Origin of the sequence: Aeromonas sp. (assembly GCF_050252055.1) — a bacterium.
GTDB classification, from domain to species: Bacteria; Pseudomonadota; Gammaproteobacteria; order Enterobacterales; family Aeromonadaceae; genus Aeromonas; species Aeromonas caviae.
Genome location: NZ_JBFWLQ010000003.1, coordinates 125,832 through 152,671 on the forward strand (window position 1 = coordinate 125,832; position 26,840 = coordinate 152,671).

General features: G+C 63.9%; 15 protein-coding genes. 10 read left to right on the top strand and 5 right to left on the bottom strand.

Annotated elements, in window-relative coordinates:
• The first annotated feature begins 636 nt into the window (after nucleotides 1-636).
• The 5 genes from AB7E19_RS06675 to AB7E19_RS06695 all read left to right on the top strand — a co-directional run bounded on the left by AB7E19_RS06675 (nucleotide 637) and on the right by AB7E19_RS06695 (nucleotide 7,231).
• On the top strand, nucleotides 637-2,322 hold the full coding sequence (locus tag AB7E19_RS06675) for an aspartate:alanine antiporter (protein ID WP_029314601.1): 1,686 nt from the start codon (nucleotides 637-639) through the stop codon (nucleotides 2,320-2,322).
• Between the two features lie 178 nt (nucleotides 2,323-2,500).
• On the top strand, nucleotides 2,501-4,033 hold the full coding sequence (locus tag AB7E19_RS06680; RefSeq protein WP_288212867.1) for a lytic transglycosylase F: 1,533 nt from the start codon (nucleotides 2,501-2,503) through the stop codon (nucleotides 4,031-4,033).
• A 174-nt stretch (nucleotides 4,034-4,207) separates the two neighbouring features.
• A complete protein-coding gene (locus AB7E19_RS06685; RefSeq protein WP_010674916.1) occupies nucleotides 4,208-5,173 on the top strand; it encodes a tripartite tricarboxylate transporter substrate binding protein in 966 nt (321 codons plus the stop codon).
• A gap of 57 nt (nucleotides 5,174-5,230) precedes the next feature.
• A complete protein-coding gene (locus tag AB7E19_RS06690; protein WP_005300329.1) occupies nucleotides 5,231-5,692 on the top strand; it encodes a tripartite tricarboxylate transporter TctB family protein in 462 nt (153 codons plus the stop codon).
• A gap of 9 nt (nucleotides 5,693-5,701) precedes the next feature.
• Nucleotides 5,702-7,231 carry a tripartite tricarboxylate transporter permease gene (locus AB7E19_RS06695; RefSeq protein WP_045524545.1) on the top strand — a complete coding sequence of 510 codons (1,530 nt, stop codon included), beginning with the start codon at nucleotides 5,702-5,704 and terminating at the stop codon, nucleotides 7,229-7,231.
• A 137-nt stretch (nucleotides 7,232-7,368) separates the two neighbouring features.
• Here the strand turns inward: AB7E19_RS06695 and AB7E19_RS06700 are convergent, their stop codons facing one another.
• From AB7E19_RS06700 to AB7E19_RS06715, 4 genes are all read right to left on the bottom strand, one after another.
• Nucleotides 7,369-8,034, bottom strand: a complete 666-nt coding sequence (locus tag AB7E19_RS06700; protein WP_010674918.1) for a response regulator — start codon at nucleotides 8,032-8,034, stop codon at nucleotides 7,369-7,371.
• Nucleotides 8,035-9,618: an ATP-binding protein gene (locus AB7E19_RS06705; protein WP_043155894.1), complete on the bottom strand. Its 1,584-nt coding sequence runs from the start codon at nucleotides 9,616-9,618 to the stop codon at nucleotides 8,035-8,037.
• Complete coding sequence (locus AB7E19_RS06710) at nucleotides 9,615-10,826, bottom strand: ROK family transcriptional regulator (RefSeq protein WP_103260240.1); 1,212 nt, start codon at nucleotides 10,824-10,826, stop codon at nucleotides 9,615-9,617. Before AB7E19_RS06710 ends, AB7E19_RS06705 begins: the two co-directional genes overlap by 4 nt.
• A gap of 104 nt (nucleotides 10,827-10,930) precedes the next feature.
• Complete coding sequence (locus AB7E19_RS06715; RefSeq protein WP_010674921.1) at nucleotides 10,931-12,598, bottom strand: methyl-accepting chemotaxis protein; 1,668 nt, start codon at nucleotides 12,596-12,598, stop codon at nucleotides 10,931-10,933.
• Between the two features lie 128 nt (nucleotides 12,599-12,726).
• On the opposite strand from AB7E19_RS06715, the gene AB7E19_RS06720 reads away from it, so the two are divergent.
• The 5 genes from AB7E19_RS06720 (at nucleotide 12,727) to glpC (ending at nucleotide 17,743) form a co-directional block, all read left to right on the top strand.
• Complete coding sequence (locus AB7E19_RS06720) at nucleotides 12,727-13,182, top strand: YchJ family protein (protein WP_109111836.1); 456 nt, start codon at nucleotides 12,727-12,729, stop codon at nucleotides 13,180-13,182.
• A gap of 221 nt (nucleotides 13,183-13,403) precedes the next feature.
• Nucleotides 13,404-15,083, top strand: coding sequence for an anaerobic glycerol-3-phosphate dehydrogenase subunit A (gene glpA, locus AB7E19_RS06725; RefSeq protein ID WP_103260241.1), 1,680 nt, complete (start codon nucleotides 13,404-13,406; stop codon nucleotides 15,081-15,083).
• Entirely contained in the window at nucleotides 15,073-16,350 is a 1,278-nt protein-coding gene (gene glpB / locus AB7E19_RS06730) for a glycerol-3-phosphate dehydrogenase subunit GlpB (protein WP_427934769.1), read from the top strand. Before glpA ends, glpB begins: the two co-directional genes overlap by 11 nt.
• A 1-nt stretch (nucleotide 16,351) precedes the next feature.
• Nucleotides 16,352-16,489 (top strand): hypothetical protein, encoded by a 138-nt coding sequence (locus AB7E19_RS06735; protein WP_158657322.1) that lies wholly within the window; start codon nucleotides 16,352-16,354, stop codon nucleotides 16,487-16,489.
• A gap of 51 nt (nucleotides 16,490-16,540) precedes the next feature.
• Nucleotides 16,541-17,743, top strand: a complete 1,203-nt coding sequence (glpC, locus tag AB7E19_RS06740) for an anaerobic glycerol-3-phosphate dehydrogenase subunit GlpC (RefSeq protein ID WP_427934771.1) — start codon at nucleotides 16,541-16,543, stop codon at nucleotides 17,741-17,743.
• 316 nt (nucleotides 17,744-18,059) lie between these two features.
• Here glpC and AB7E19_RS06745 read toward each other — a convergent pair whose 3' ends face one another.
• The gene (locus AB7E19_RS06745; RefSeq protein WP_427934773.1) at nucleotides 18,060-26,822 is read right to left on the bottom strand and encodes a type I secretion C-terminal target domain-containing protein; all 8,763 of its coding nucleotides are present in this window, start codon (nucleotides 26,820-26,822) and stop codon (nucleotides 18,060-18,062) included.
• Nucleotides 26,823-26,840 lie beyond the last annotated feature (18 nt).

The window sequence follows — 26,840 nt, forward strand, 5'->3', positions numbered from 1 at the left end:
TAACTATTTGATTTTTATAGAAACAATTTATTGCAGGTATTTTTTGAACAGTCCTTGCAGCCCAGTATTGGCGCGGCTTTCAGCCTGATCGCCAAGTTTCATGAACAGGGTTATCCACAGTTTCTGTGGGTAACTTGACCAAAGCCACGGTTCATCTGGGCTGGCAGCCATTGTCCCCGGTTTGCGATGGCTGCCCCCGCTCTTCCCCATTTTCTGCTGTTTTTCCCTTCCCCCCTAAATGGGATGAATCGACTCGCGGTGCTGCCTGTGGGGGATTTTTTTTCGCTATGCCGCGTCCTGCGGGTCAGCCCTCGCCGGATGAGTCATGAGTCTCTTTTGTTACCCTTCAATTTCCTCAGTGGAAAATGCTGAAAAACATGCCCGTTTGCTCCCCATGCAGCAGGTAATAAATTGTCCACAGGAGCGTCATCCCCTCCCGGCTCGACAGCATATTTCACTCATTGACAGCGGGCCTTGCAGCGTAAAATAGAGGTGTTTTCCCCAGCCCCCCCTCGCATCCCTATCTTCACCGAAGAGACCAGCACTTAACTGGCTGTTAATCCGCTTTGGCGCTTCTTTCTTGATACAGGATCCGGCACAATATCGGCCCCACTTTTTTCCTCGGTTTTTCCGGGCATGACCATAGATTTCGTGACACTGCTACATCAAAGCGACTCCCTGCTGCTGTTCGTGGTACTGGCCTTCGGGCTGCTGCTGGGCAAGGTACGCATCGGCAACTTCCAGATAGGCAACACCATAGGCGTGCTCTTCACCGCCCTGCTGTTTGGCCAGATGGGATTCCAGTTTTCCACCTCCACTGAAAACGTCGGCTTCATGCTGTTCATCTTCTGCGTGGGGATTGAAGCGGGGCCGCACTTTTTCAGCGTCTTCCTTCGCGACGGCATCCACTACATCACCCTGACCCTGGTGATCCTGCTGTCGGCCCTGCTGCTGACCGTGGGGCTCGCCAAGTTCTTCAATCTGGGGCCCGGCATGGCCGCCGGCATTCTGGCAGGTTCCCTCACCTCCACGCCGGCCCTGGTGGGGGCCCAGGACGCCCTGCGAAGCGGATTGCTCAACCTGCCCCACCAGACCGACATGCAGTCGGTGCTCGACAACATGGGCATCGGCTATGCCCTGACTTACCTGGTGGGCCTGGTGGGCCTGATGCTGGTGGTGCGCTACCTTCCTTCCCTGGCCAGGCTGGATCTCAACACCGAGGCCCAGAAGATCGCCCGCGAGCGGGGGCTCTCCGACAGCGAGAGCCGCAAGACCTATCTGCCCATCATCCGCGCCTATCGGGTCGGCCCGGAGCTCGCCGCCTGGATCGGCGGTCGTACCCTGCGCGAAACCGGCATCTATCCCCACACAGGCTGCTATGTGGAGCGCATTCGCCGCAACGGCATTCTGGCCAGCCCCGATGGTGACGCCGTCATTCAGGAAGGGGACGAGATCGCCCTGGTGGGCTACCCCGAGAGCCACGAGAAGCTCGACGTCAACTACCGCAACGGCAAGGAGGTGTTCGATCGCAACCTCCTTGACCTGCAGATCGTCACCGAAGAGATCGTGGTGAAGAATGATGCCGTGGTGGGTCGCCATCTGGTGGAGCTCAACCTCACCGAGAAGGGATGCTTCCTCAACCGGGTGGTGCGCTCCCAGATAGAGATGCCGTTCGATCGCAACATCATGCTGCAAAAGGGCGACGTGCTGCAGATCAGCGGCGAGAAGCAGCGGGTCAAGCTGCTGGCCAACAAGATAGGCTTCATCAGCATCCACAGCCAGACCACGGATCTGGTGGCCTTCGCCACCTTCTTCGTGCTGGGCCTGCTCATCGGCTCCGTCTCCCTGGTGTTCGGCCAGATAGAGTTCGGCCTCGGCAATGCCGTCGGTCTGCTGCTGGCGGGGATCCTGATGGGCTACCTGCGTGCCAACCACCCCACGGTGGGCTATGTGCCACCAGGCGCCCTGCGCCTTGCCAAGGATCTCGGGCTCGCCGTCTTCATGGTGAGTACCGGCCTCAAGGCGGGGGGCGGCATCCTCGATCACCTGAGCGAAGTGGGGATGGTGGTGCTCTTCTCCGGCATGCTGGTGACCACCTTGCCGGTGCTGGTAGGCTACCTGTTCGGTGTCTGGGTGCTGAAAATGAACCCGGCCCTGCTACTTGGTGCCATCACGGGCGCCCGTACCTGCGCCCCGGCCATGGACGTGGTGAACGAGGCGGCCAACAGCTCCATCCCGGCGCTCGGCTACGCCGGCACCTATGCGGTGGCCAACGTGATGCTGACCCTGGCGGGCTCCTTCATCATCGGCTTCTGGTTCTAGCCGCAGAGTACCTGCCCGCCCATGAAAAAAGGGAGCCTCGAGGCTCCTTTTTTCATGGGCGGGCACTCCTGGATGGAATAGTGAAAATCGTGCTATGGGGACGGGTCTATCAAACCCAATAAGCTAAATCCTCTACAAGGTGCCACTTACACTCAATAAAACGAGCGAGGTGTAAGTGATGAAACGCGCATGGATGATTGTGATCTGGTGGTTCTGCTCCCTGACGCCAGCCTGGGGGGCCGAATCCGGCAAGCAGGTGGCCCCCGAAGCAGAGACGGAGAAAAGCGCCCTGAGCTTTGAAAACGACGAGCTTGCCAAACCCAGGCTGGGAGATCTCGACGTCATGCTGGAACAGCGCACCATCAGGGTGCTCACCACCTACAACAAGACAGGATTTTTCATCACCAAGGGCGTGCAACGGGGGGCCACCTACGATGCCTTCATGCAGGTGGAAAAGCGCCTCAACGAACAGTTGCGCAAGCAAAAGGCGATCAAACGCCACCTCAAGGTGCACTTCGTCTTCATTCCCGTGGCCCGGGAAGCCCTGCTGACCTCCCTCATCGAAGGCAAAGGCGACATCGCCGCCGCCAACCTCACCATCACGGACAAACGCAGGCAACAGGGTATCGCCTTCACCGATCCCCTGCTTGAAAACGTGCGGGAGCTGCTCGTCTCCGGCCCCCTCTCCCCCAAGGTGGAAAGCGCCGCCGATCTCGGGGGCCAGCGCGTCTTCGTGCGCCCCTCCTCCAGCTACTACGAGAGCCTGCTCGCCTACAACCAGGCCCGCAAGTCGGCGGGAGAGCCCCTCATCGACCTCCAGCCCGCCTCGGAGGTGCTCGAAGATGAAGATCTGGTGGAGATGGTGAACGCAGGCCTGCTCCCCTTCATCGTCATGGACGAGCACAAGGCCCGCTTCTGGCAAAAGATTTTCCCCGGGATCACCATTCACGACACCCCCGTGTTCCGGGAGGGGGGCGTCATCGCCTGGGCGGTGCGCAAGGAGAGCCCCCAGTTGCTCGCCATGCTCAACGAGCAGATAAAGGCGCTGCGCGGCAAGGCGACGGGGGACGAGATCCTGGCCCGTTATCTCAAGCAGAACAAGTTCGTCAAAAGCGCCGCCGCCGAGGCGGAGCGCAAGAAATTCCTGCAGGTGGTCGAGCTGTTCCGTGAATATGGCGAGCGCTATGACATGGACTGGCTGCTGATGGCGGCCCAGGGCTACCAGGAGTCCGCCCTCAACCATCATGCCCGCAGCCATGTGGGCGCCATCGGCATCATGCAGATCATGCCCGCCACCGGCAAGGGGCTGAAGGTCGGCGACATACGCCAGCTCGAGCCCAATATTCACGGCGGCGTCAAATACATGCGCTGGATGATCGATCACTACTATGCGGACGAGCCCATGACCGCCCTCGACAAGGCCCTCTTCTCGTTCGCCTCCTACAATGCCGGCCCCGCCCGGGTGGCGCGGCTCCGCGCCGAGGCCAGAAAACGGGGGCTGGATCCCAACGTCTGGTTCCACAATGTCGAGTACGTGGCGGCGGAGAAAATCGGCCCCGAGACGGTCACCTATGTGGGCAACATCTACAAGTACTACATCGCCTACAAGCTGGTGATGGAGCAGGTGGCCCTGCGCCAGCAGGCGAGCGATGCCCTGAAACAGGAGGCGAAGGAGGACGTCAGCACATCGGCGGCGAAACCGACCCAGTGAGCCTTGCCGGACGAGGCGCTCACGAGCGCCTCGTTTCTATGCGCGCGCCCCTCTTCGGCCCATGACCAGAATGAACACAATGGTCACAACAGCCTTAATAGCCATTACGGTCAGATTGTTTTCCAGCCAGACATGATTAATTAACCTTCTTGCAACAATCACAAGGAGAGCACCATGTTGCAAGGAACCCTCAAACGCACCCTGATCGGTAGCCTGCTCGCACTGAGCGTCGGCGCCCACGCCCAGATCAACGAAGTCCACTTCCTGATCCCGGGCGGCGCTGGCGGCGGCTGGGATACCACGGCCCGCGGCACCGGTGAAGTGCTGGCCAAGTCCGGTCTGGTCAAGACCGTCTCCTACCAGAACATGTCCGCCGGTGGCGGCGCCAAGGCCATCGCCCACCTCATCGAGACCTCGGCCCAGTCCGACAAGACCCTGATGGTCAACTCCACCCCCATCATCGTCAAATCCCTCTCCAAGGAGCTGCCCCAGTCCTTCCGTGACCTGACGCCAGTGGCCGCCATCATCGCCGACTACCAGGCACTGGCGGTGAAAGCGGACTCCCCCTATCAGAACTGGGCCCAGCTGCTGGCCGCCTACGAGGAGAACCCGGCCAAGGTGAAGATCGCCGGGGGCTCCGCCCGTGGCAGCCTGGATCACCTGGTCGCCGCCCTGACCTTCAAGAACGCCGGGGCTGACGCCAGCAAGCTGCGCTACGTCGCCTACGATGCCGGTGGCAGCGCCATGGCCGCCGTGCTGGCCGGAGAGACCCAGGCCATCTCCACCGGCTTTGGCGAGGCGATGGAAGCGGTCAAGTCAGGCCAGATGCGGATCCTCGGGGTCACTTCCGACAAACGCCTGCCGGGGGCGGAGCAGATCCCCACCTTCAGCGAGCAGAACAACCCCACCGTCTTCGCCAACTGGCGCGGTTACTTCGCCTCCCCCACCATCAGCCCGGAGAAATCCGCCGAGTTTGCCGCCCTGCTCAAGCAGATGTACGACAAGCCGGAGTGGGAAGTGGTCCGCAGCCGCAACAGCTGGACCAACCTCTACCAGTCCGGTCCCGAGTTCACCGCCTTCCTTGACGGCCAGGAGCAGCAGATCGGCGGCCTGATGCGCGAGCTCGGCTTCATCAAATAACCCTCGCTGTCCCATCGCAGGCGGGCGCAGGCCCGCCGCTCATGTTGGAGTCAAAAGATGAACATTACCAAGGAGCGACTGGGGGGTCTGCTGTTTCTGCTGCTCTCCCTCGCCTATGGCTACTACGCCACCGAGATACCGGGCTACCCCGGCGACGAATACGAACCCTTCACCGCCAGCACCCTGCCCTATGCCCTGGCCGGGATCGGGGCGCTGCTCTCCCTGCTGCTGGTGCTCTTCCCCGGGGGCGAGCCCCTGCGCCGGGAAGAGGGGGACTGGCGCCGGGTCTTCATCCTGCTCGGGCTCATGGTCATCTACGGACTGGGGCTCACCTGGTTTGGCTTCGTGCTCTCGACCATCGCCTTCCTGAGCGTGGGCATCCGGGTGCTCGGTGAGCCCAGCCTGCGCTACGGCCTGATGATCAGCGTCCCCTTTTCCATCGGTTTCTGGGCCCTGCTCACCAAGGGGCTCAACGTCTATCTGGAGCCGGGTCGCCTGTTCACCCTGCTCGGTTTCTAAGGAGTCACCATGTTAGACGGAATCTTGCAAGGACTCGGCACCGCACTGCTGCCGGTCAACCTGATGATGGTGGTGCTTGGCTGCTTCATCGGCACCTTTATCGGCATGTTGCCGGGCCTTGGCCCGGTCACCGCCATCGCCCTGATGATCCCCATCACCTATGGCCTGGATCCGGCCTCCGGCATCATCTTGATGGCGGGGGTCTATTACGGCGCCATCTTCGGGGGCTCCACCTCCTCCATCCTGATCAACGCCCCCGGCTGCTCCGCCACCGTGGTCACCGCCTTCGACGGCTATCCCCTGGCCTGCAAGGGACAGGCGGGCAAGGCGCTGGCCATCGCCGCCTACGCCTCCTTCACCGGCGGCACCCTCTCCGCCATCATGCTGATGGTGGCGGCGCCCCTGCTCGCCAAGGTCTCCCTCTCCTTCCAGTCGGCGGACTACTTCGCCCTCATGGTGCTGGGCCTCTCCGCCGTGGCGGCCTTTGCCGGCAAGGGGCAGGTGCTCAAGGCGCTGATCATGGCGCTGTTCGGCATCATGATCTCCACCATCGGCATCGACCGCAGTGTCGGGGTGGACAGGTTCACCTTCGGGCTGCCGGATCTGCGTGACGGCTTCTCCTTCCTGCTGCTGGCCATGGCCACCTTTGCCCTCGCGGAGATCCTGATGGCGGTGCTGCGCCCCGGCAAGGACAACAGCGAGGAAGAGGCAAGGCAGATGCAGCAGCTCGGCAGCCTCAAGCTGAGCAAGGAAGAGGTCAGGGAAATCGCGCCTCCCATCGCCCGCTCCTCGGTGCTGGGCTTTCTCATCGGCGTGCTGCCGGGAGCCGGTGCCACCATCGCTGCCTTCATGGCCTATGGCGCCGAGCGCAACATCGCCGGCAAGCAGCGCCAGGAGCAGTTCGGCAAGGGCAGCCTGCGCGGCCTGGCCGCTCCGGAAGCGGCCAACAACGCCGCCTCCACCGGCTCCTTCGTGCCCCTGCTGACCCTGGGGATCCCGGGCTCCGGCACCACGGCCCTCATCCTGGGCGCTCTGGTGGCCTACGGCATCCAGCCGGGCCCGCGTCTGTTCATGGAGCATCCGGATGTCTTCTGGTCGGTGATCATCTCCATGTATCTGGGCAACGTGGTGCTGTTGATCCTGAACCTCCCCCTCATCCCCTACCTGGCCCGGGTACTGGCGGTGCCGCGCCCCGTGCTCATCCCCATGGTGCTGCTGTTCTCCCTGACCGGGGTCTATCTGGTCTCCTTCAACACCATGGACATCCATGTGATGGCCATCGTTGCACTGATCGCCATCGGCCTGCGCCTGCTCACCTTCCCCATGGCCCCCATGCTGCTCGGCTTCATCCTGGGGGGCATGCTGGAGGACAACCTGCGCCGGGCCCTGGTGATCAACGACGGCAGCCTGAGCTTCCTGTGGGAGCGCCCCATCACCCTCGCCTTCACGGTGATCACCCTGACCATGTTGCTGCTGCCCGTCTGGCAGTGGTGGCAGGCTCGCCGGGCCCCCAAGGGGGAGCCTGCCACCAGCCACTGAATCGATGAGCCTCTGCCACCTCTGAACCCTGACCATCACGCGCAGAGACCTTGATGCCCATGGGAAGCAAACCCTGATAAAAAGAGCGCCGAAAGGCGCTCTTTTCTTGTCTGGACAACAGGTTCCGGGCGATCGGATCACGGCTTGCGGTAACGCCGCTCCGGCCGCCCGACGGTGCCATATTCGAGCTCGGGGCTCGCCAGTTGCTGCCCCACCAGAAATTCCAGATAGCGGCGTGCCGTGGTCCGGCTCACCCCTATACGGCTGCCTATCTCCTCGGCACTGGCGGCCTCCGGAGTCAGGGCCGTCAGCACCCGCTGCAGGGTGAGAGCATCGATGCCCTTGGGCAGTCCCTCTGCCGCCACCTGCTGCAACGGCGTACCGAACAGGGTGTCCACCGCCTGCTGATCGATGTCGGCCAACGCCGCCAGGGCGGCGATGCTCTGACGGTACTTCTCCAGGGTGTCGCGCAGGCGCTCGAACACCACGGGCTTCAAGATGAAATCCACCACCCCGAGGCGCATCGCCTCCTGCAGGGCAGCGGCTTCCCGCGCCGCGGTGAGCAGGATCACATCCAGACTCGCCCCCGCCTGGCGCAGCTCTCTCAATAGCGAGAACCCCTCTCCATCGGGCAGCCAGACATCCAGCAGCACCAGATCGGGCCGGAGGATCCCTATCTGCTCCCTGGCATCGAACAGGGTCAACGCCACCCCCAGCACCTCAAAACCGGCGAGGCGCTGCACGAAGCGGCGGTGGATCTCGGCAATGGCGGGATCATCCTCGACGATCAGGATCTTGATCACTCACACCTCCTTGGGAATGTAACAGACGACGCAACTTCCCTGCGTCGTGGCTTCGATGGTGATCTCCCCCTGCAGGGCATCCAGGGTCTTGCGCACCAGGGAGAGCCCGATACCGTGTCCTGGCTCGGGCTTGCTGCTGACCCCCTGTTCGAACAACCTGTCCGCCAACTGCGGGTCGATGCCGCCAGCCCCATCCTCCACCTCCAGCACCAGATCCTGCCCCAGATCGCTCAGGGAAACCCGGATGGGCTGATAGGGCGCACCGTGGCGGCGGGTCGCCTCGAAGGCGTTGTCGATGAGGTTGCCCAGCACCGTTACCAGCTGGGAACCGCTGACACGGGCAGGAATATCGTGCAGACGGGCATCGGGATCGATCACGAGTTCAAGACCGAGCTCGTGGGCCCTGTGGTATTTGCCGAGCAGCAACCCCGCCACCTTGGGTTTGGCGATGGCCCCCATCAGGAAGCCGAGCAGGGTCTGCTCGGTGGCCGCCTCCCGCCCGATGAAGGCGAGCGCCTCCCGGGTAGCACCGAGCTCAATGAGGCCGGCGATGGTCCCGAGCTGGTTGTTGTGCTCGTGGGTCTGCACCCGCAGCAGATCGCTGTAGGCCTGCACCTGGGAGAGCTGGGCGCTGAGTTCCGCCAGCTCGTCCTTGCGGCGAAAACTCGACACGGCGCCGATCAGCTTGCCCTCGCGCACCAGCGGCAAGCGGTTGACGATGAGGGACTGGCCGTTGAGCACTATCTCCTCGTCAAACTGGGGGGTCTGCTCTTGCAGGATGGAGAGCATGCGACTGCCCGGCAGCAGGTGACCAATGGGCTGGCCGATGGCGCTCCTGGCGGTGGTGTCGTCCAGGCGCAGCAGCTTGATGCCGTTGGGGTTCAGGGAGGTGAGGCGCCCTTGCTCGTCGATGGTGAGGATCCCCTCGCGCACCGTGCGCAGGGTACAGTCGAGCTCCGCATAGAGTCGCCCCATCTGCTCGGGTTCAAAGCCGAATATCGCCTTCTTGTAGCGCCGGGCCAGCCAGGCGGCTGCGACACTGTTGAGTACCACAATGAGCAATGTCATGGCCAGGCCAAAGCGCAAATAGCCCTGCAGATCCGCATCGATGTCCCGCACCAGATAGCCGACCGACACCACCCCGATGATCTTGCCCATCTCGTCCCGGATGGGCCCCTTGCCGCGCACCGAGACCCCAAGGGACCCTTGGGCCCTGGAGATATAGGCTTCTCCCTGCAGGGCACGCTCGGGATCATCCCCCACCATGGCTTTGCCAATCCGGTCCGCATTGGGGTGCACCAGGCGGCGTGCCTGCCTGTCCCCGATGACGATGTAGCTGGCCCCGACCTCGGCGCGGATCCGCTCCACCAGGGCATTGAGGCGGACCGTATCCGCCCGCTTCACCCCGGCGATGACGCCGGACTCCCGCGCCACCAGCCGTGCCACATCCAGGGCCTGATCCCCCACCTCACGGTAGCGCTGCTCGGCGACATAGTAGTAGCTGGCACCGCTCAGCAACACCAGTTGCAACAGACTGACCAGACAGAGAATGAGCAGGAAGCGTCCTTGCAACCCGAGCCTCATGCCTCCTTGTCGCCTCGCAACAAGTCGAGCAGCAGACTGCCATCGCGCAGGGCCTTGTGCACCTGCACCGAGGTGGGTTTGGTGGGATCTTCGTAGAAGTGGGTGGATTCAATCTGCAGGCGCACCAGGTACTCGGCGGGCAACTGGCTTGCCAGGGACTGGTGCAACATGGGGAAGAGCAATCGATCGGCCCGGGTGATCTCCCCCCCGAGCAGCAGCTTGCCCGGGTTGAGCAGGCAGATGAGGTTCGCCAGTACCCGGGAGAGGCGGCCCGCCGCCTGGTGCAGGATGTCCTGACACAGGCTGTTGCCGGCCAGCGCCAGCTCGCACAGCTCGCGGATGGTGACGCTTTCGGGCAGATCGAACTCCTGCATCCGCTCGCGCAGCTCCCGATATTGCGCCTCCAGCGCCTGATTGGTCACCAGGGTGCAGGCGCAGCCGAAGCCACCGCAGTAGCAGCGCTGGCCATAGGGTTCGAGCTGCAGGTGGCTGAGATCCCCGAGCAGAGCCGACTCGCTCTCGATGAGCTGGCCATTGACCACCATGCCGACCCCGATGTCGTTGTGCACGAACACCAGCACCGCATCCGAGCAGTTCCTGGCGGCGCCCCACTCCCGCTCGGCCTGGATCCAGGTGCGCACGTCGCCGCTCACCAGCACGGGTACCGAGAAGGCCTCCTGCAGGGTGGGACCGAGGGGCCAGTTGCGCAGATCGTAATAGGGAAAATGCTTGACCATGCCGGAGTGGCGCTCCACCTGGCCAGGCAGACAGAGGGCGATGCAGGCCAGACGCAGCGCCTTCTTGGGCAAAAAGCCCTCGATGGCCCGCACCAGGCTGGCCAGCAGCTCGGCACGCTCAGTCTCGTTGAAGACATGGCGATGGCGCGCCAGGGAGTGACCAGCTAGGTCAAACAGGGCCATGTCCACATAGCCGCGCCCCAGGCGCATGGAGAGAAACTGGAAGCGGCGCTCGTTGATGCGCAGCAGGGTCTGGCGACGGCCACGCCCCACCGAGCTCTCGCCGCAGGTGACCACCAGGCCGCCGTCCAGCAGCTCGCGGGTGATCTTGGTGATGCTGGCAGGCGACAGGCCGGTCAGACGGGACAGATCGGTACGGGACAGCTCCTTGTGCTCCTCCAGGCTGGCATAGACCAGGCCGTAGTTGAGCTGACGGATCAAATCGATACTGCCTTTCACGATCTCATTCATAGGGTTGGGGCTAACGAAAGGAACGAATGGCGCGATTTTCACACATTCTGCGCCGATCCCCAAATTTGCCGTCTGGAAATCCTGTCCAGACGGCAAAAATGTGATTAGTAACGGAAGCGGGAGACGAGTTGGCGCAATTTGTCACCCGTGCCTGCCAGGGCGCGGGTGGTGGTGCTGGACTCCCCGGACGCCTCGGTCAGCTCGCTGACGATCTGCTGGATGGCCACCAGGTTCTTGTTGATCTCCTCGGAGACCGCGTGCTGCTCCTCGGCGGCCGTGGCGATCTGGATGTTCATGTCGTTGATGGTGCCGACCGCCGCCACCATGCTGTCCAGGGAGCTGGCGATGTGGCTCGCCTCCTGCACCGTCTCCTGGCTGCGTGCCTCGCTGGCCTGCATCACCTCCACCGCCTGTTTCACTCCGCCCTGCAGGCGCTGGAGCATCTCGTTGATCTCTTTGGTGCTCTGCTGGGTACGGCCCGCGAGGGATCGCACCTCATCCGCCACCACCGCAAAGCCGCGCCCCTGCTCGCCCGCCCGGGCCGCCTCGATGGCGGCGTTGAGGGCCAGCAGGTTGGTCTGATCGGCGATGCCGCGAATGACCTCCACCACGGAGCCTATCTTGCCGGTCTCGTGGGCGAGCTGTTCGATGACCCCGGCCGCCACATGCACTTCGTCCACCAGCCGGTTGATGCTGCCGATGGCGCTGTTCACCACGCCGCGGGCCGCATCGGACTCACGGGCCGCATCGCTGGTGGCGCTGGCGGCGTTGGAGGCGCTCGCCGCCACCTCCTGGGCGGTGGAGCTCATCTCGGTCACCGCGGTCACCACCTGATCCGTCTCCTTGCCGTGGCCCTGCATCTGTCTGTCCGCATGCTCGCTCAGGCTATGCAGCCGATCCACGGCCCCCAGCAACTGGTGGCTGGTCTCCCCCACCTGGCTCACCACCGACTGGATCCGCTCGACGAAGCGGTTGAAGGCGGCGGCCAGCTGCCCCACCTCGTCCTTGCTCTGCACCTTGAGGCGCTGGGTCAGATCCCCGTCCCCGTCGGCGATGTCATTGAGTGCGGCAACCGCATCCGCCAGCGGGCGGGTGACCCGGTTGCCGATCACCACGGTGGCCGCCAGGGTCACCCCCAGGATCACCAGGATGAACAGCACCCCGGTTTTCAGGGAGCCATACATGGTCTCCTCCCGCTCGCTGCGCAGGGTGGCCAGCTCGTTGTCGATGTCGTCGATGTAGAAGCCCGTGCCCACGACCCACTGATATTTGTCGAGCACCAGGTTGAAGGAGAGCTTGGGGGCATCCCGCCCGATAGAGGGCTTGTTGGTCCAGTACTCCGAGAAGCCATCTCCTTCCCGCGCCGACTTGATGATCCCCTGAATGAGGAAGGCACCCTTGGTATCCTTGTCCTGCCAGCGGTTCTTCCCCTCCATCTCGGGCCGGGTCGGCAGCAGCACGGTATTGCCCTGATAGTCATAGACGAAGAAGTAGCCGTCGCTGCCATAGCGCAGCGGCCGCAATATCTCCTTCACCTGCTGGCGCACTTCGGGGCTGTCAGGCTTGCCGTAGCTGCCCTCGATGGCCGTCTTGGCCAGCATCAGATAACTGCTGAGCAGCGCCTTGCGCTCCTTGATTGCCCTCTCCCGCGCCACCACCAGATCCGACTCCAGATCGCTCCTGGCCACCAGGTAGTTGCTGAGATTGACCACCAGGGCCATCAGCAGCACGGGGATGGCCCCCAGTAACAGGATCTTCTGCTTAAGTGTCATTGTGTCACCCTTTGTGCTGTGTTCATTGCTGCATGATGTCTGCCTAAACGGCATGGGAAGCTGGCCGAAAGGGAAGTGCGTTCGCTACAATCCCGCCACCTTTCATTATCGACCAGATGAGCTGACTCATGAACCTATGTCCTTGCGGTTCCTCTCTTTTTCTTGCCAAGTGCTGCGGTGTACTCCACGCAGGCCAGCCCGCCGCCACCCCGGAGCAGCTGATGCGATCCCGCTACAGCGCCTTCGTGCTGGGATTGGGAGAATATCTGGTACACAGCTGGCACCCGGACTATCTGAACGGGTTGACCGCGGCCGACCTCTCATCGACCGACACCCGCTGGGATGGCCTCGAGATCCTCGCCAGCCAGGGCGGCCCCGATGACATCCTCGGCATGGTGGAATTCAAGGCCTGGTTCCTTGAGGGGGACGAACGTCACTGCCTCCATGAGCGCTCCCGCTTCGTGCGCCATCAGGGGCGCTGGGTCTACACCGACGGTGAGCAGGATCCGGCGCCGCTGCGGGTCGGGCGAAACGACCCCTGCCCCTGTGGCAGCGGCAAGAAGTTCAAGAAGTGCTGCGGCTGAGGTTTCCCCCACGCCGCCCTCTGGCCAGCCCCCGGGCTGGCCTTCTCCCCTCCCGTCATGCTTTCCCCTGCCCGCCTCGACGGTGACGTGAGGTTCATCACATTTCGCTCATCGCCTCACACTTAATGAGCGTTTACGAGCATTAATTTGGCCCATATCAAACATTTTACGTCGTGGAGGCGCCACACTGGCCTCATCTGGAAGAGATGAGATGGGCACGAATGAAAAGAATCACCACACAAGTCGTCATCATAGGGGGGGGCGCCACCGGCGCCGGCATCATGCGCGATTGCGCGCTGCGCGGCATCGACTGCATCCTACTTGAGCGGGACGACATCGCCGCCGGCACCACGGGCCGCAACCATGGCCTGCTCCACTCCGGCGCCCGCTACGCGGTGACGGATCAGGAGTCCGCCCGCGAATGCATTCAGGAGAACCGCATCCTCAAGCGGATCGCCAGCCACTGCGTCGAGGACACCGGCGGCCTCTTCATCACCCTGCCGGAAGATGACATCCATTTTCAAAATACCTTCATGGACGCCTGCGCCCTGGCAGGCATCGACGCCCGCCAGCTGGATCCCGCCGAGGCGCTGCGCCTTGAACCCAACGTCAACCCGGCGCTGATCGGTGCCATCCAGGTGCCGGACGGCACGGTCGACCCCTTCCGTCTGGCTGCCGCCAACGTGCTGGACGCCAAGGAGCACGGCGCCCGCATCTTCACTCACAGCAAGGTGCTGGGGCTTTTGCGCACCCAGGATAGGGTGCACGGGGTCAAGGCCATCAACACCCGCACCGGCGAAGCGTTCGAGGTGGAGTGCCAGGAGGTGATCAACGCCGCCGGCATCTGGGGCCAGCAGATCTGCGAGTATGCCGACCTCGGCATCCGCATGTTCCCCGCCAAGGGCTCATTGCTCATCATGGATTACCGCCTCAACCAGCTGGTGCTCAACCGCTGCCGCAAACCGGCGGACGCGGACATCCTGGTGCCGGGCGATACCATCTCCCTCATTGGCACCACGTCGAGTCGCATCGATTACCACAAGATTGACCAGCTCACCGTCGAGCCCGAAGAGGTGGAGGTGCTGCTGCGCGAGGGGATAAAACTGGCCCCCATCATGGCCCGCACCCGATTGCTGCGGGCCTACGCCGGCGTTCGCCCCCTGGTGGCGGTGGATGGCGACGAGTCCGGCCGCAACATCAGCCGCGGCATCGTGCTGCTGGATCACGCCGAACGTGACGGCCTCAAGGGGTTCAACACCATCACAGGCGGCAAGCTGATGACCTACCGGCTGATGGCCGAATGGGCCACCGACTTGCTTGCCAAAAAGCTTGGCAACAGCAAGCCCTGCCGCACCGCCGAGCTGAGCCTGCCCGGCTCGCGGGATCCGGAGAAGGTCTCCGCCCCCGGCCTCTCGGTACCCGCCGAAGGCTCGGCCCAGTACCGCCACGGCGAGCGGGTCATCGCCTTTTTCCGCGACAACCCCAAGGCCAACGCCCTCATCTGCGAGTGCGAGATGGTCACCGCGGGCGAGATTGAATACGCCCTGCGCGAGCTCGACGTGGACAACCTGGTGGACTTGCGCCGCCGCACCCGCCTCGGCATGGGTCCCTGTCAGGGGGAGCTGTGCGCCTATCGCGCCGCCGGCCTGATGCAGGAGTACGGCAAGGCGGACGGCCGTCAGGCCTGCGTCATGCTGCGCCAGTTCCTGGAGGAGCGCTACAAGGGCACCCGGCCGGTGCTGTGGGGCGATGCCCTGCGCGAAGCCGAATTTACCTACTGGATCTACGAAGGGCTGTTTGGCCTTGGCGAGTGGACGGCCCCCCACCTAGTGAGCGAGCCCCCCTTCCCGCTTGATGCCAGCACCGCCAATTCCACCAAGGAGCGCAGCCATGAAATTTGACAGCATCGTGATCGGCGGCGGCATGGCGGGCCTCTCCGCAGCCCTGCGCCTCGCCGAGGCCGGCCAGAAGACCCTGCTGATGGCTTCCGGCCAAAGCGCCCTGCACTTCTCCTCCGGCTCGGTGGATCTGCTGGAGAGCGACGGGGATCCCCGCGCCGCCCTGCCCGCCTTCATGGCGGCCCATCCGGATCACCCTTACAGCAAGGTGGGGATGCAGAATATCGAGGGGAGTCTGGCCGACCTGCAACGCCACTGCGCAGAAGAGGGGCTACCCTTGATGCGCCAGGAACACAACCACCAGCGGCTGACCCCCATCGGCACCCTCAAAGCCACCTGGCTCTCCCCCGACACTTGCGCCTGCATGACCGATGCCCCCGCCCCGGACGCCATCCTGCTCGCCACCCTGGAAGGGTTTCGCGATTTTCACCCGGCGCTCGCGGCGGCGAATCTCGCGACCCACGCCCGTTTTGCCCACAGCCGCATCCTGACCGGGGAAATTCGCCTGCCCCAGCTCGCCCAGTTCAGCCGCAATCCCCACGAGTTTCGCACCGCCGACATCGCCCGCCTGTTCGACAAGCAGGGGCCTGGCCAGCAGGACCTGCTGGCGGATCTGGCCCGCGAGATCAGCCGCATGGTGCAGGGATGCGGTGTGCCCGGCTGTCGCCATATCGTGCTGCCCGCCTGCCTGTCGCTGGGGCTGGTCGGCCCGCGTCTGAGCGAGCTGGAACGGCGCACCGGCTGCACCATCAAGGAGGTGGCCACCATGCCGCCGTCCCTCATCGGCATGCGGATGCAGGAGGCCCTCAAGCGCCGCTTCATGGCCCTTGGCGGCACCTTCCTCACCAGCGAGCGGGTGCTGGGCGCCCGCTATGACGGCGACAAGGTGATCGGGGTGCACAGCCAGCACGGGGAGGATCAGCTGTTCGAGGCGGACCACTTCGTGCTCGCCTCCGGCAGCTTCTTCAGCCGCGGGCTGGAGTCGCGCCTCGGAGGCATTCGTGAACCCATCTTCGATGCCGACGTACTGAGCCTTGCCGAGCGCGACGCCTGGGCCGGCCGCCGCCTGTTCGACCACCACCCCTTCATGGGCTTCGGGGTCAAGACCGACGAGCGGCTGCGGGTGCTGCGCGGCGGCAGGCCCCTCACCAACCTTTACGGCGCCGGCAGCGTGCTCGCGCACTATGACCCCATTAAAGAAGGTTCCGGCTCCGGCGTGGCCGTTGCCACCGGCTGGCAAGCCGCTGGCCATATTCTGGCGGAGGGCTGAGATGAATCACATATTCCCACTCCAACGACACGGCGTGCTGGCCCACGACGATGCCCAATCCAAGGAGGGCTCTGGCTCAGGTGTCGCGGTCGCCACCGGCTGGCAGGCCGCCGGTCACATTTTGAGTTCAGCCCAATGATGATTTCGCCCCATATCCCGTGCCTTCACACCCAACGGGAGGAGAACTGACATGCTACTGGATCATGCCAACCAGACTTTCGATCAGTGCATCAAATGCACCGTCTGTACCGCCTACTGCCCGGTGGCCAAGGCCAACCCGGCCTACCCCGGCCCCAAGCAGGCGGGCCCGGATGGGGAGCGGCTGCGCATCAAGAGCCCCGAGCTCTTTGACAGCGCCCTCAAGTACTGCACCAACTGCAAGCGCTGCGAAGTGGCTTGCCCGAGCGGGGTGCGCATCGGCGACATCATCGCCAAGGCCAAGCACCAGTACAGCGGCTTCAAACCGGGGATCCGCGAGTTCGTGCTCTCCCACACGGATCTGATGGGCAGCATGTCCACCCTGATGGCCCCAGTGGTCAACTTCACCACCGGCCTCAAGCCGATGAAGCAGGTGCTGGACAAGGCGCTGGGGGTCTCCTCCCACCGGGACTTGCCCAAATACTCACAAGGCACCTTCCGCGGCTGGTACAAGAAGCAGAAAGCGACTCAGGCCCGCTTTGCGCGCCAGATCGCCTACTTCCACGGCTGTTATGTGAACTACAACCACCCCCAGCTCGGCAAGGAGCTGGTGCAGGTGCTCAACGCCATGAACATCGGTGTCCAGTTGCTTGCGCGGGAGAAGTGCTGCGGCGTGCCGCTGATTGCCAACGGCTTCATGGACAAGGCCAGGCAGCAGGCGGCCTTCAATATCCAGCAGATGGAGAACACCCTGCTCGGCAACGAGATGCCGCTCTTGGCCACCTCCTCCACCTGCGGCTTCACCCTGCGGGACGAATATCCCCACCTGCTGGAGCAGGACAACCACAAGGTGCGGGATCGCATCTCCCTGGTGACCCGCTTCCTGTGGAACGAGTTCTACAAGGGCAACAAACCGGCCATGAAGCCCCTCAATCTGCACATCGCCTACCACACCCCCTGCCACCTGGAGAAGATGGGGGGCGTCATCTACACCCTCGAGCTGCTGCGGGCCATCCCCGGCGTCAAGGTGACGGTGCTGGACTCCCAGTGCTGCGGCATCGCCGGCACCTACGGCTTCAAGTCCGAGAACTACGACACCAGCCAGGCCATCGGCCAGGGGCTGTTCGATCAGATAAACCGGCTCAAGCCCGATCTGGTCATCACCGACTGCGAGACCTGCAAGTGGCAGATCGAGATGAGCACGGCGTTTCGCTGCGAACACCCGGTGCACCTGCTGGCACGGGCGCTGGCCTGACCGCCATCCCCCCGGTCCGCCCATCATCACGGGCACCGGCTTGGAAGCGACACGCCCCGGTCAATGCCTGCGCCCCCTCTGGCTGGCATTGACCGGGATCGGCGCGGCAAGGCCCTGACGCCGCCCGGGCAGCCCGATGGGAGGCCCGGGCGGCGAATTCCTTTGGTTGTTTGAACTACCCACACAGTGAAAAGCAGCAACAACACCCACCCCGTTAAAATCCATCTCCCATTACCACCACCGGGAAATATCAAGCCAGCATATTCAGCCAAAAAAAGAGCCGGCATTCGCCGGCTCTTTGCATAATCTCACCCCATCAGGGGTGCTGGATGATCAGGCTGTGCTGATCCAGCATGGATTGCAGGATGTCGTGAGAGGAGGAGCCGCTCAGGTTCCAGCCACTCAGATCCACGTCCTTCAGGGTGATCTGCTGGGTGACATTGCCATCCCCCGCCGGGGAGACCGACAGGCTCACGTCACTCAGGCCATTGCCGGTGCTGGTCACCGATGCCTGGAGATGACCCAGCAGGCCATCCACGCTGTTGTCGGTCACCCCCTTGAGCAGGTCCGCCAGATCGATCCTGTCCCCCTCCTGGGGACGGAAGTCGGTGATGGTGTCTATCGCCGGAGAGGCCGTCGTCCCCTCGTCACCACTGCCCCACACGAAGAGATCGCTGCCGGCGCCACCGGTCAGGATGTCATTGCCCTGACCGCCCCGCAGCACATCATCTCCCATGCCGCCCAGGAGGCGATCATTGCCGGAGGAGCCGAACAGCCAGTCCCCCTGATCCGAGCCCAGCAGATCGTGACCGCTCTGGCTGTGGATGGTGATGGTCTCCGTGGCCGAGCTCAGGGTGCCGCCACCCAGGCTGGATTCGGCACTCAGGGTGAGGGCATGATCCCCCGCCGGCAGATCCTTGAGGTAGATGGGCACGGACTGGTCCATCGGCAGCAACCAGTCGTTGCCATCCGCGTGGCCGACGCTCTGGCCGTGCTCGTCCACCACCTGGGCGCTGCCGAGGTTCTGGATCCGCACCGACAGCTCACCCGGGGCCGGATTGACCACGCTGGCGCTGAGGTTGAGCGGCACCCAGGCCCCTTGCAACGCAAGGATATCGTGGGTGCCGACCCCCAATTGGGGATCGTCCGGCTCGGCCGTCACCTGGATGGCAATCTGGGCGCTGTCGGTCAGGACGCCACCGGCACCGGTATTGCCCTGATCCGAGGTGGTGATGCTCAGGTTGTCCTGACCCCAGAAGTCCCTGGCTGGCTCGTAGTGCAGGTTGCCTGCCAACAGACCGTTGAGATCATCGAGCGACCCGACCAGGGTCACCACGCTGGTCCCCGCCCCCTGCACCGAGACGGCGCCTGCCGCCCCCAGCAGGGTCAGCACACCGTGCTCCACCCGCAGCACCATGGAGATGGGCGCACTGCCCGCATCCACGTCCTTCACGCTGATCCCGGTGAGCGACAGGGAGCCATCCTCTTTCACCTGCAATGAGCCCGGCACCTGGGTGACAGGGGCATCATTGACTGGCTCGACCTCGATGGGCAGCACGTCGGTATCGCTCAGGGGGCCACCGCTGCCGGTGTTGCCAAGATCATTGGTCACCATGGTCAGGGCATCCTGGCCATTGAAGTCCTGCTCGCCCTGATAGGTCACGCCCCCTGCGAGCAAGGCATTGATGGCATCCTGGGAACCGCTCAGCACCAGGGTGTTGCTGCCGCTGCCGCTCACCGTCACGCCACTGCCCGCCGCCAGTTCCAGGGTACCGTGCAGCACGGAGAGGGTGACAGAGAGGGGGCTGTTGCCCGCATCCACATCGCTCACCTGCAGCCCGTGAATGGTGAAGGGCTGATCTTCCTGCGCCACCTGGGGCGTCGTTGGCAGCTGGTTGACGGGGGCATCGTTGACCGGTTGTACCAGGATGGGCAGCACATCGGTGTCACTCAGGGCGCCACCGCTGCCGGTATTGCCCCTATCGTCCGTCACCATGGTCAAGGCGTCATTGCCATGGAAGTCCGGGTCGCCCTGATAGGTGACGCCGCCCGAGAGCAGGGCATTGAGATCCGCCAGCGTGCCGGTCAGCACCACATCGCCGGTACCGTTGCCGGTCAGGGTCACGCCGCTCCCGGCCGGCAGGGTCAGGGTGCCGTGCTCCACCGAGAGGCGCACTTCCATGATGCCGTTGCCCGCATCCACGTCCTTGACCTGCAGACCCTGGATGATGAACGGCTCGTCCTCCTGTGCCACCTGGGGATCATCGGGCAGCACGTTGACGGGGGCGTCGTTGACCGGGCTCACATCGAGATGGATGGTGCCGTTCACTTCGGGGCCGAGGGCGCCGTTGTCCAGGCTCTGGGCCGTCACCTTGATCGCCATGGCGCCGTTGGCGTCGTTGGTCACGAGCTCCACCGCGTCGAGCTTGCCGCCATCCGTGGTGACCTGCCAGCGGCCACCGCCGAGATCCACTACGGTGCCGCTCACCCCGCTCGGCAGGCGGATTTCTGCCCCGTCCGGCACCCCTTCCAGGGTGACGCGCACCTGCTCGGGCTCGTTCTCGTGCACATTGCCGGCATTGCCGCCGGTAGCCTGGGTATCCCGGGTCTCCACCCCCAGGTTCAGGGTGATCACATCCCCTTCGGTGCCGCTCGCCTGCTCCTGCATGTCGGTGATGACTGCATCCCCCACCGGATTGACGGTGACGGTGAAGCCCGCACTGGTTTCAAGGGGCAGGGTCAGCCCCTTGTCCAGGGTGAAGGCGCTCAGGGTCAGATCCACGGTGCCGCTGAAGTCCGCAGGCGGGATCAGGGTCAGCTTGGAGAAGTCGGTGCCCACAGGCACCTGCCACACCCCACCGCCGTTGTTGACCGCCGGGGCGGACAGGGTGAAGCCATCCGGTACCCCCTTGATCTGCAGCCCGACGATCTGCTCGGAGCCATCGTTGTCGATGAGGCTGGCCCCCAGCCCCCCCAGGCTCACGCTGCCATCTTCTTGGCCCGTGACGTTCTGGACCGTGAGGTTGGCCGGATCGTTCACCGGCAGCACCTCGAAGCTCACGTTGCCGCTCCAGCTCCCCCGATCCGTGCCCGTGGTGGCGGTATCGAGAATATCCACCGTCACCGCCAGCGGCACTTTGCCGCTGAAGTGTTCTTTGGGCACGAACACCAGATCCTTGAGATCCGCCGGGTCGTTCACCGTGAGGGTGGAAACCGGCTGGCCGTTCTTGTCGAGGAAGTGACCATATTGGGGATCCACGGTCACGACCACCTGCTCCACGGTCTCGAGACCGCCATCGGCCACCGAGGGGCTGATGTCGGCGAGCTTGACCGAGAGATCGAGATGAATGTCGGTGTCTTCCAGGTTGTCAGGCTGGCCGTCGCCGTTTACGTCCTTCACGTTCAGTTGCAGCTCCGGCAGGCCGTCCGCCCCGCCGTTGATGTCCACCTCCGGGGTGATGGAGAGGGTGACGTCCTTCTCCACCATCTTGGTGTCACCGCTCACGGTGTCGGTGTTGACCAGGCGCACATTGAAGTGCAGGCCGTCACCGGCATAGTCTTGCGGCAGGGTCAGGGTCAGGCGGTCGAGATCATCGAGGCCGCCCGGCAGCTTGATGAGGTACTCGCCGTTGACGAAGTCATAGGTGAGCCCCTGTACGTTGACGCCCGGAGGGAGACCAGTGATGACGATGCTGAGCTCGTCGTCCCCGATGTCCGCCGTGCCCAAGGTCACCATCTGCTTGAGCTGGCTGCCGAAGTTGACGCCGTGATCCTCCACCCCGGTGATGGGGGTACTGTTGTCAAAATCGACATCGGCGGCCACCTGACCCGAGTGGGTCGCGCCATGGAAGTCGGCGCTGGCGGTGATCTCCCGATAGGCCGGGGCGCTCATATCCCCCTCGTTGTTGTCACCAAGGTCGACCACCCTGGCGCTCACCTTGAAGGTGACGGTGCCGGTGAAGCCATCCGGCGAGCGCAAGGCATAACTGCCGAGGGCGTCGTGGGGCACCGTCCAGTTGCCCTTGCCATCGTTGATGCCGCCCACCACCACGAAGCCGGGGGGCAGATCGCTGATCACCAGGTAGTCGATGACCTCATCGCTGCTGGGGTCCAGATCCTCGAACACGAAGACGCCGTCCAGCGGGATGTCGTGCCCGTCCGGGCTCTCCAGCTGACCGGTCTGCACCAGGTTGCCATCGGGCTCCACCACCGCCTGGATATCCACATGCAGGGTGCCGTCGATCACCTTCTGGGCAGTGGCGCTGGAGTCCACATCCACTTGTGTCACCGTGACATGGCTCTGGAGGGTGGTGTCCCTGTCGCTGTCTTCGGGCCCTTTCACCAGCAGCTGGCCACCGCCGAGCAGGCTTTGCAGCTCGGCGTCGCTCAAGTCCACGGCGCCGCCGCTCACGGTCAGCTGGGTCTCGACCCCACCCACGCGGATCCAGACTTCATACCCGGGTTCGATACCGGAGAGGCTGAGGTGGGTCACCTTCTCGGCGCCGTCGGTCAGGTCAGGCTGCCAGTCGAGGACGGTGAACTGATCCTCCAGGCCATGGCTGGTCTTGGCGTAGTCGGTAGCGTCGATGGCCGGCTCCACCTTGATGGTGAGGGGCACGTCGAAACTCTTGTGGTCGCCGTCATTTTCGGTCACCACCACGTGGCCGACCAGGTGCAGATCGGCGGTGCTGTTGGGGGGTGGCTGGATCTCCAGGTTGCCAAGGCTGGTCACATCCACCTGATAGAGAGGATTGCCCTTGCCATCGAGCCCGGCGAAGGTCAGGGTCAGCTCCTTGCCACTGCCGTCGAATACCTTGGCCCCTTCCGGCAGCCCTTCCAGCACCAGGTTGAGGGTTTCCGAGTGATCGAGCGGGGTATCCGTCCACTCCCCCGAGGTGAGCTTGAAGTCAAGGGGCGCCCGGCCATCCTCCTGGATGGTGATGCTGTAGCCGTTGCCATCCTGGGTCCAGTCGGTGGTATTGAGATCGAAATGGGGTTCATCCACCACCCCCACCAGATCCACGTGCAGGCTCTGGCTGCCGGTCTCCTTCTCGTTCACCACGGTGTGGGTCTGGCCGCTGGCATCGGTCAGAATGGCGGTGTCCTTCACCACCCCCTTGATGGTGAGATCGAAATCGACGTTGCTGTTTTTGGGCGGCAGCAGCTTGAGGTCATTGATGCGGTCATAGGGCACCTCGTAATAGCCGTTGGCATCCAGGGTGACCGCCACTCCACCCAGCAGCAGGGTGGCACCGGCGGGCAGGCCGCTGATGCGCACGAACAGCTGCTCGGAGCCATCTGTGGTGTCTCCCAGATGGGCGAGCCCAATCTTGCTGCCCAGATCGATCAGGGTATCTTCCTTGCCCTGGATCTCGCGCACCGTCAGCTTGGCGTCGTCCGCCAGCGGGTTCACGTTGACAATCACCTCCAGCGGATCGCCGAGGGCCGTCTCCTTGCCGGTCACCACCGGGGTCTTCTCGGTGCTGACCGGGGTCACAATGAGCTTGATGTCACCGCTGTAGTCCTTGCCGGGCACCACCGTCACCTTGTTGATGTCGCCACCGGCCACCGTATAGAGGCCGTTCGCCCCCGGGGTGAGCACCTTGCCGTTCAGGGTCAGCGTGCCCTGGCCGGACGCCCATTTGATCTGGTAGCTCAGGGTCTCGGAGCCGTCCGTATCGGTGAGACCCGCCTTGACGTTGAGGGCGATGCCGCTGCTGTCCTCGTCCGTGGTGTAGTGCTGGTGCGTGCTGCCCGCATCCCACAGGGGTTTGTCGGCAATGCCCTGCACCGTGATGTCCAGATTGCCGGTCAGCACCGGGGGCTTGCTCCCCTCGGTGACCCCCACCTGCAACTGCACCGGGAAGCGCAGCGCAGCACCTCCGTTGTTGTAGCTCGAGTAGTCGTGGTTCGGCACAAAAGTGACACCGGTGAGCTGGAACTTGTCATCGGTGTTGGCCACCGCCACCATGGCCGCCGGCGGCACCTCATACCAGGTCTTGCCCCCCTGGGTGATGGTGGTCAGTGCGACGCCGTTGAAATAGAAGGTGCCCTGGGCGTTGGCTGGCGCCTGGATAAGCAACTGCTCCACATGCTCGCCCCGATCGAAATCCCCCACATCCAGGTTCATGGTGATGGGGATCCCCTGGCCCGGATCGCTCGCCCCCGCATCCTCCTGGCCAGTGACTGCGCTCACGGTGAGCTTGCCAGCCTCGTCCCGGATGGTCAGGGTCAGAAGACCGTCGTCGGTATCTCCGTCGCCATCCACCAGGTGGAAGCCTATCTGCTGTACCAGGGTGCTGTTGCTGTGATCGATGCCTGATTTGGCGGTGAAGCTGTAGTCACCCTCGGCATTGATCACCAGGGTGCCGATGATCTGCCCCGTGCCATCTGTCACCGAGATGGTGGTGTTGCCCGTGGCGGCGATGGGGTGCTCGGTGCCATTGATGGTCACCGCTCTCACCACCGCATCATCCGCCCCCTCGCTGGCAGTGGCCAGCAGATCGCCGGTCACTTTCGCCCCTTCATTCAGGGTCTTGCCGGCATCGACGGCCACCGGCACGTCGTCCTGCACGCTCACATGACCGATCACTTCGGCGCTCAGATCCCCGTCACTGTCCCGTGCCTGCAATGGCAGCTGGATATCCAGCAGATCCTTGCCCTGGACGCTGTGATCCAGATTGCCGGTCAGCTCGAAGGTGTAGCGGCCGGAGACATCCAGGGTCAGCTTGAAGATGAGCTTGCCTGCGCTGTCCTTGCCAAGGTAGACACCCGGCTGGCTGTCTGCCCCTATGGTGACCGCCTTGCCCCCCGACGTCAGGGTATTGAGGGCGTTGAAGCGGGCTACATCCAGTTGCAGGGAAACCACCCGGTCACTCCCGGCGGCGATCGTCACCTGGCCGATGGCAACCTCTCCCGTGCCTGACGGGCTGGTACCCCCATGCTGGCCACTGCCCCCGTTGAGGTCCGACTCCTTGACGGTCACCCCCTCGATGGCGGTGATCACAGGATCCGCCGCATCGGTGATCACCGCCGTGGTGCTGCCGGTGATCACGCTGCCGTCGCTGTCGGTCACCTTGACCGGCAGGCTCAGGTTGAGCTTGTCGTCGGCACCGTGATCCAGGTTGGTGTGTACCGTCACCTGGTAATCGAGGGTTGTCTGGGTATGGGCTTCGATGCGCCCCGGCACGCTCGGCAGGGTCACCGTCAGCACCAGGGTGCCGCTCGCAGTCACTGCCTGGAAACCGTGGCCATTGCTGCCCGCCACCTCTTGCCAGGTGAGGGTCTCGCCGTTGTGGGTGATGGCCTTGCCACTCCCATCCACGACTTGGCCCGAGAGGGTCAGCCGCACGTCCACCACGGGATCGGAGTCCGCCGTGATGGTCAGGGTGCCGCTGGCATGCTGATCATCGCCGGTCTGGTTGTTGCCGACGCCGTCGAAGCGCCCTTCACTCACCGTCACGCCGGTCAGGGTGAGGGTCGGTTTGTCCCCTTCCGAAATGCGGATGTTGAGGGTACCCGTGGTGCTATCGTTGTTGCCGCTGCCCTTGTCGCTGTCGACGATGTTGAGCTTGAACGGCAGGTCGGTCGCGGTGTTGCCGCTCTGGTGAACCCCCTCGAACAGGGTCACCTTATAGTCAAAGCCGTTGCTGGCGGCGTTGTCCAGCTTGCCCACCAGTTCGACCTGAAGCACCTCGACGCGCTGGCCATTGACTTCCACATAGCCCTTCAGGACCTGGTTGCCCGGGATGCTGGCATCGCCGTCGACCAGCTCGTATTTGACGCTCTGCCCCAACGCGGTCAGGGCTGGTTGCTCGCTGATGTCGGCAAACGACACCTCGCTCACCCGATCCGAGCCCGCATTGACCTGGAAGTGGCCAGTGCCGGTCAGGGTGTTGTGGCCGTCGAGGTGGCGCTCATCCAGGCTCACCCCGCTGCCCGCCACGAAGTGCGGGGCATGGCCATCCTTGATGGTGAGCGGCAAGTCGGTGGAGACCCTGTCCCCATCCTTGTCGGTCAGGGTGACGGTGAGCGGCAGGTCAAGGGATTCGCTGCCCTGGTGATCCAGCTCGGCCCCCAGGGTCACCTTGGCGGTGACGCTCCAGTTGCCGTTGCTCTCCACCAAATCCAGCTCGGCCCGCAGCACCTCGCGGCCGTCGGCGCTGGTCCCCACCAGTTCGCCGTTGGCGTCCAGGGTGAAGGTAACCGGGCTGCCGTGGCTGCTGTACTTGCCATCCAGGCTCTGCTGAATGGCGGCGATATCGAATTTGAGGCTGCTCGTGTCGAGCGCATCAGCCCCGTGGCTCACGGTGAAGCTCATGTGGCTCACCACATCCTTCGCCCCCTGGTTCGCCTCCGTCATCTCGGTGCCGGTCACGGCGCTGATGACCGGATTGGCCCCGTCGCCGATGGCAACGCTCAGGGTGGAGGAGACTTTATCTCCGTCACTGTCGGTCAGGGTAAAGCCCGCCTTGAGCAGACTGTCTGCGCTCCCCTGATCCAGCGGCTGGTTCAGGGTGAAGACGTAGTGACCGTTCTGATCCAGCGTCAACGTGAAGACGTTCTGGCCGTTGACGGTGCCGCTGATGCTGTTGCCGCTGATGGTGATGACCACGGGCTGGCCGCCGCTGGTGAGCCCCTGCAGGCCGGGCTGGCTGGCATCGAATGCGATGTTGACCAGAGGGTCGGCCCCGGCGGTGATGGCCAGATCCCCGGTGAGGGTCTGGGCCGCGCTCCAGTCGCTGTCCTCCACCAGGGTGAGGGAGACGGGGTCGACCTGGGGCAGCACGCCGTCGGTGATATGAATATTGAGGGTGCCAAGGTTGCTCTTGTCCCCGTCAAAATCGGTGCCTTGCACCTGCAACCCCAGGTTGACGCTGTTGGTGCTGACCGGTTGATCCAGCACGCCGTCGAGCACCACCTGGTACTTGCCATCCAGCCCCAGGGTCACGGTCAGAATGGTCTTGCCGCCCGCATCCAGCAGGGTGATGACGTTGCCGTTGACCTGATAGTGGGTCGGCTGGCCGCCGCTGGTGAGGCCATTCAGGCCGGGCTGGTTCGCCTCGAAGTTGAGCGACACCAGGCGATCGCTGCCCAC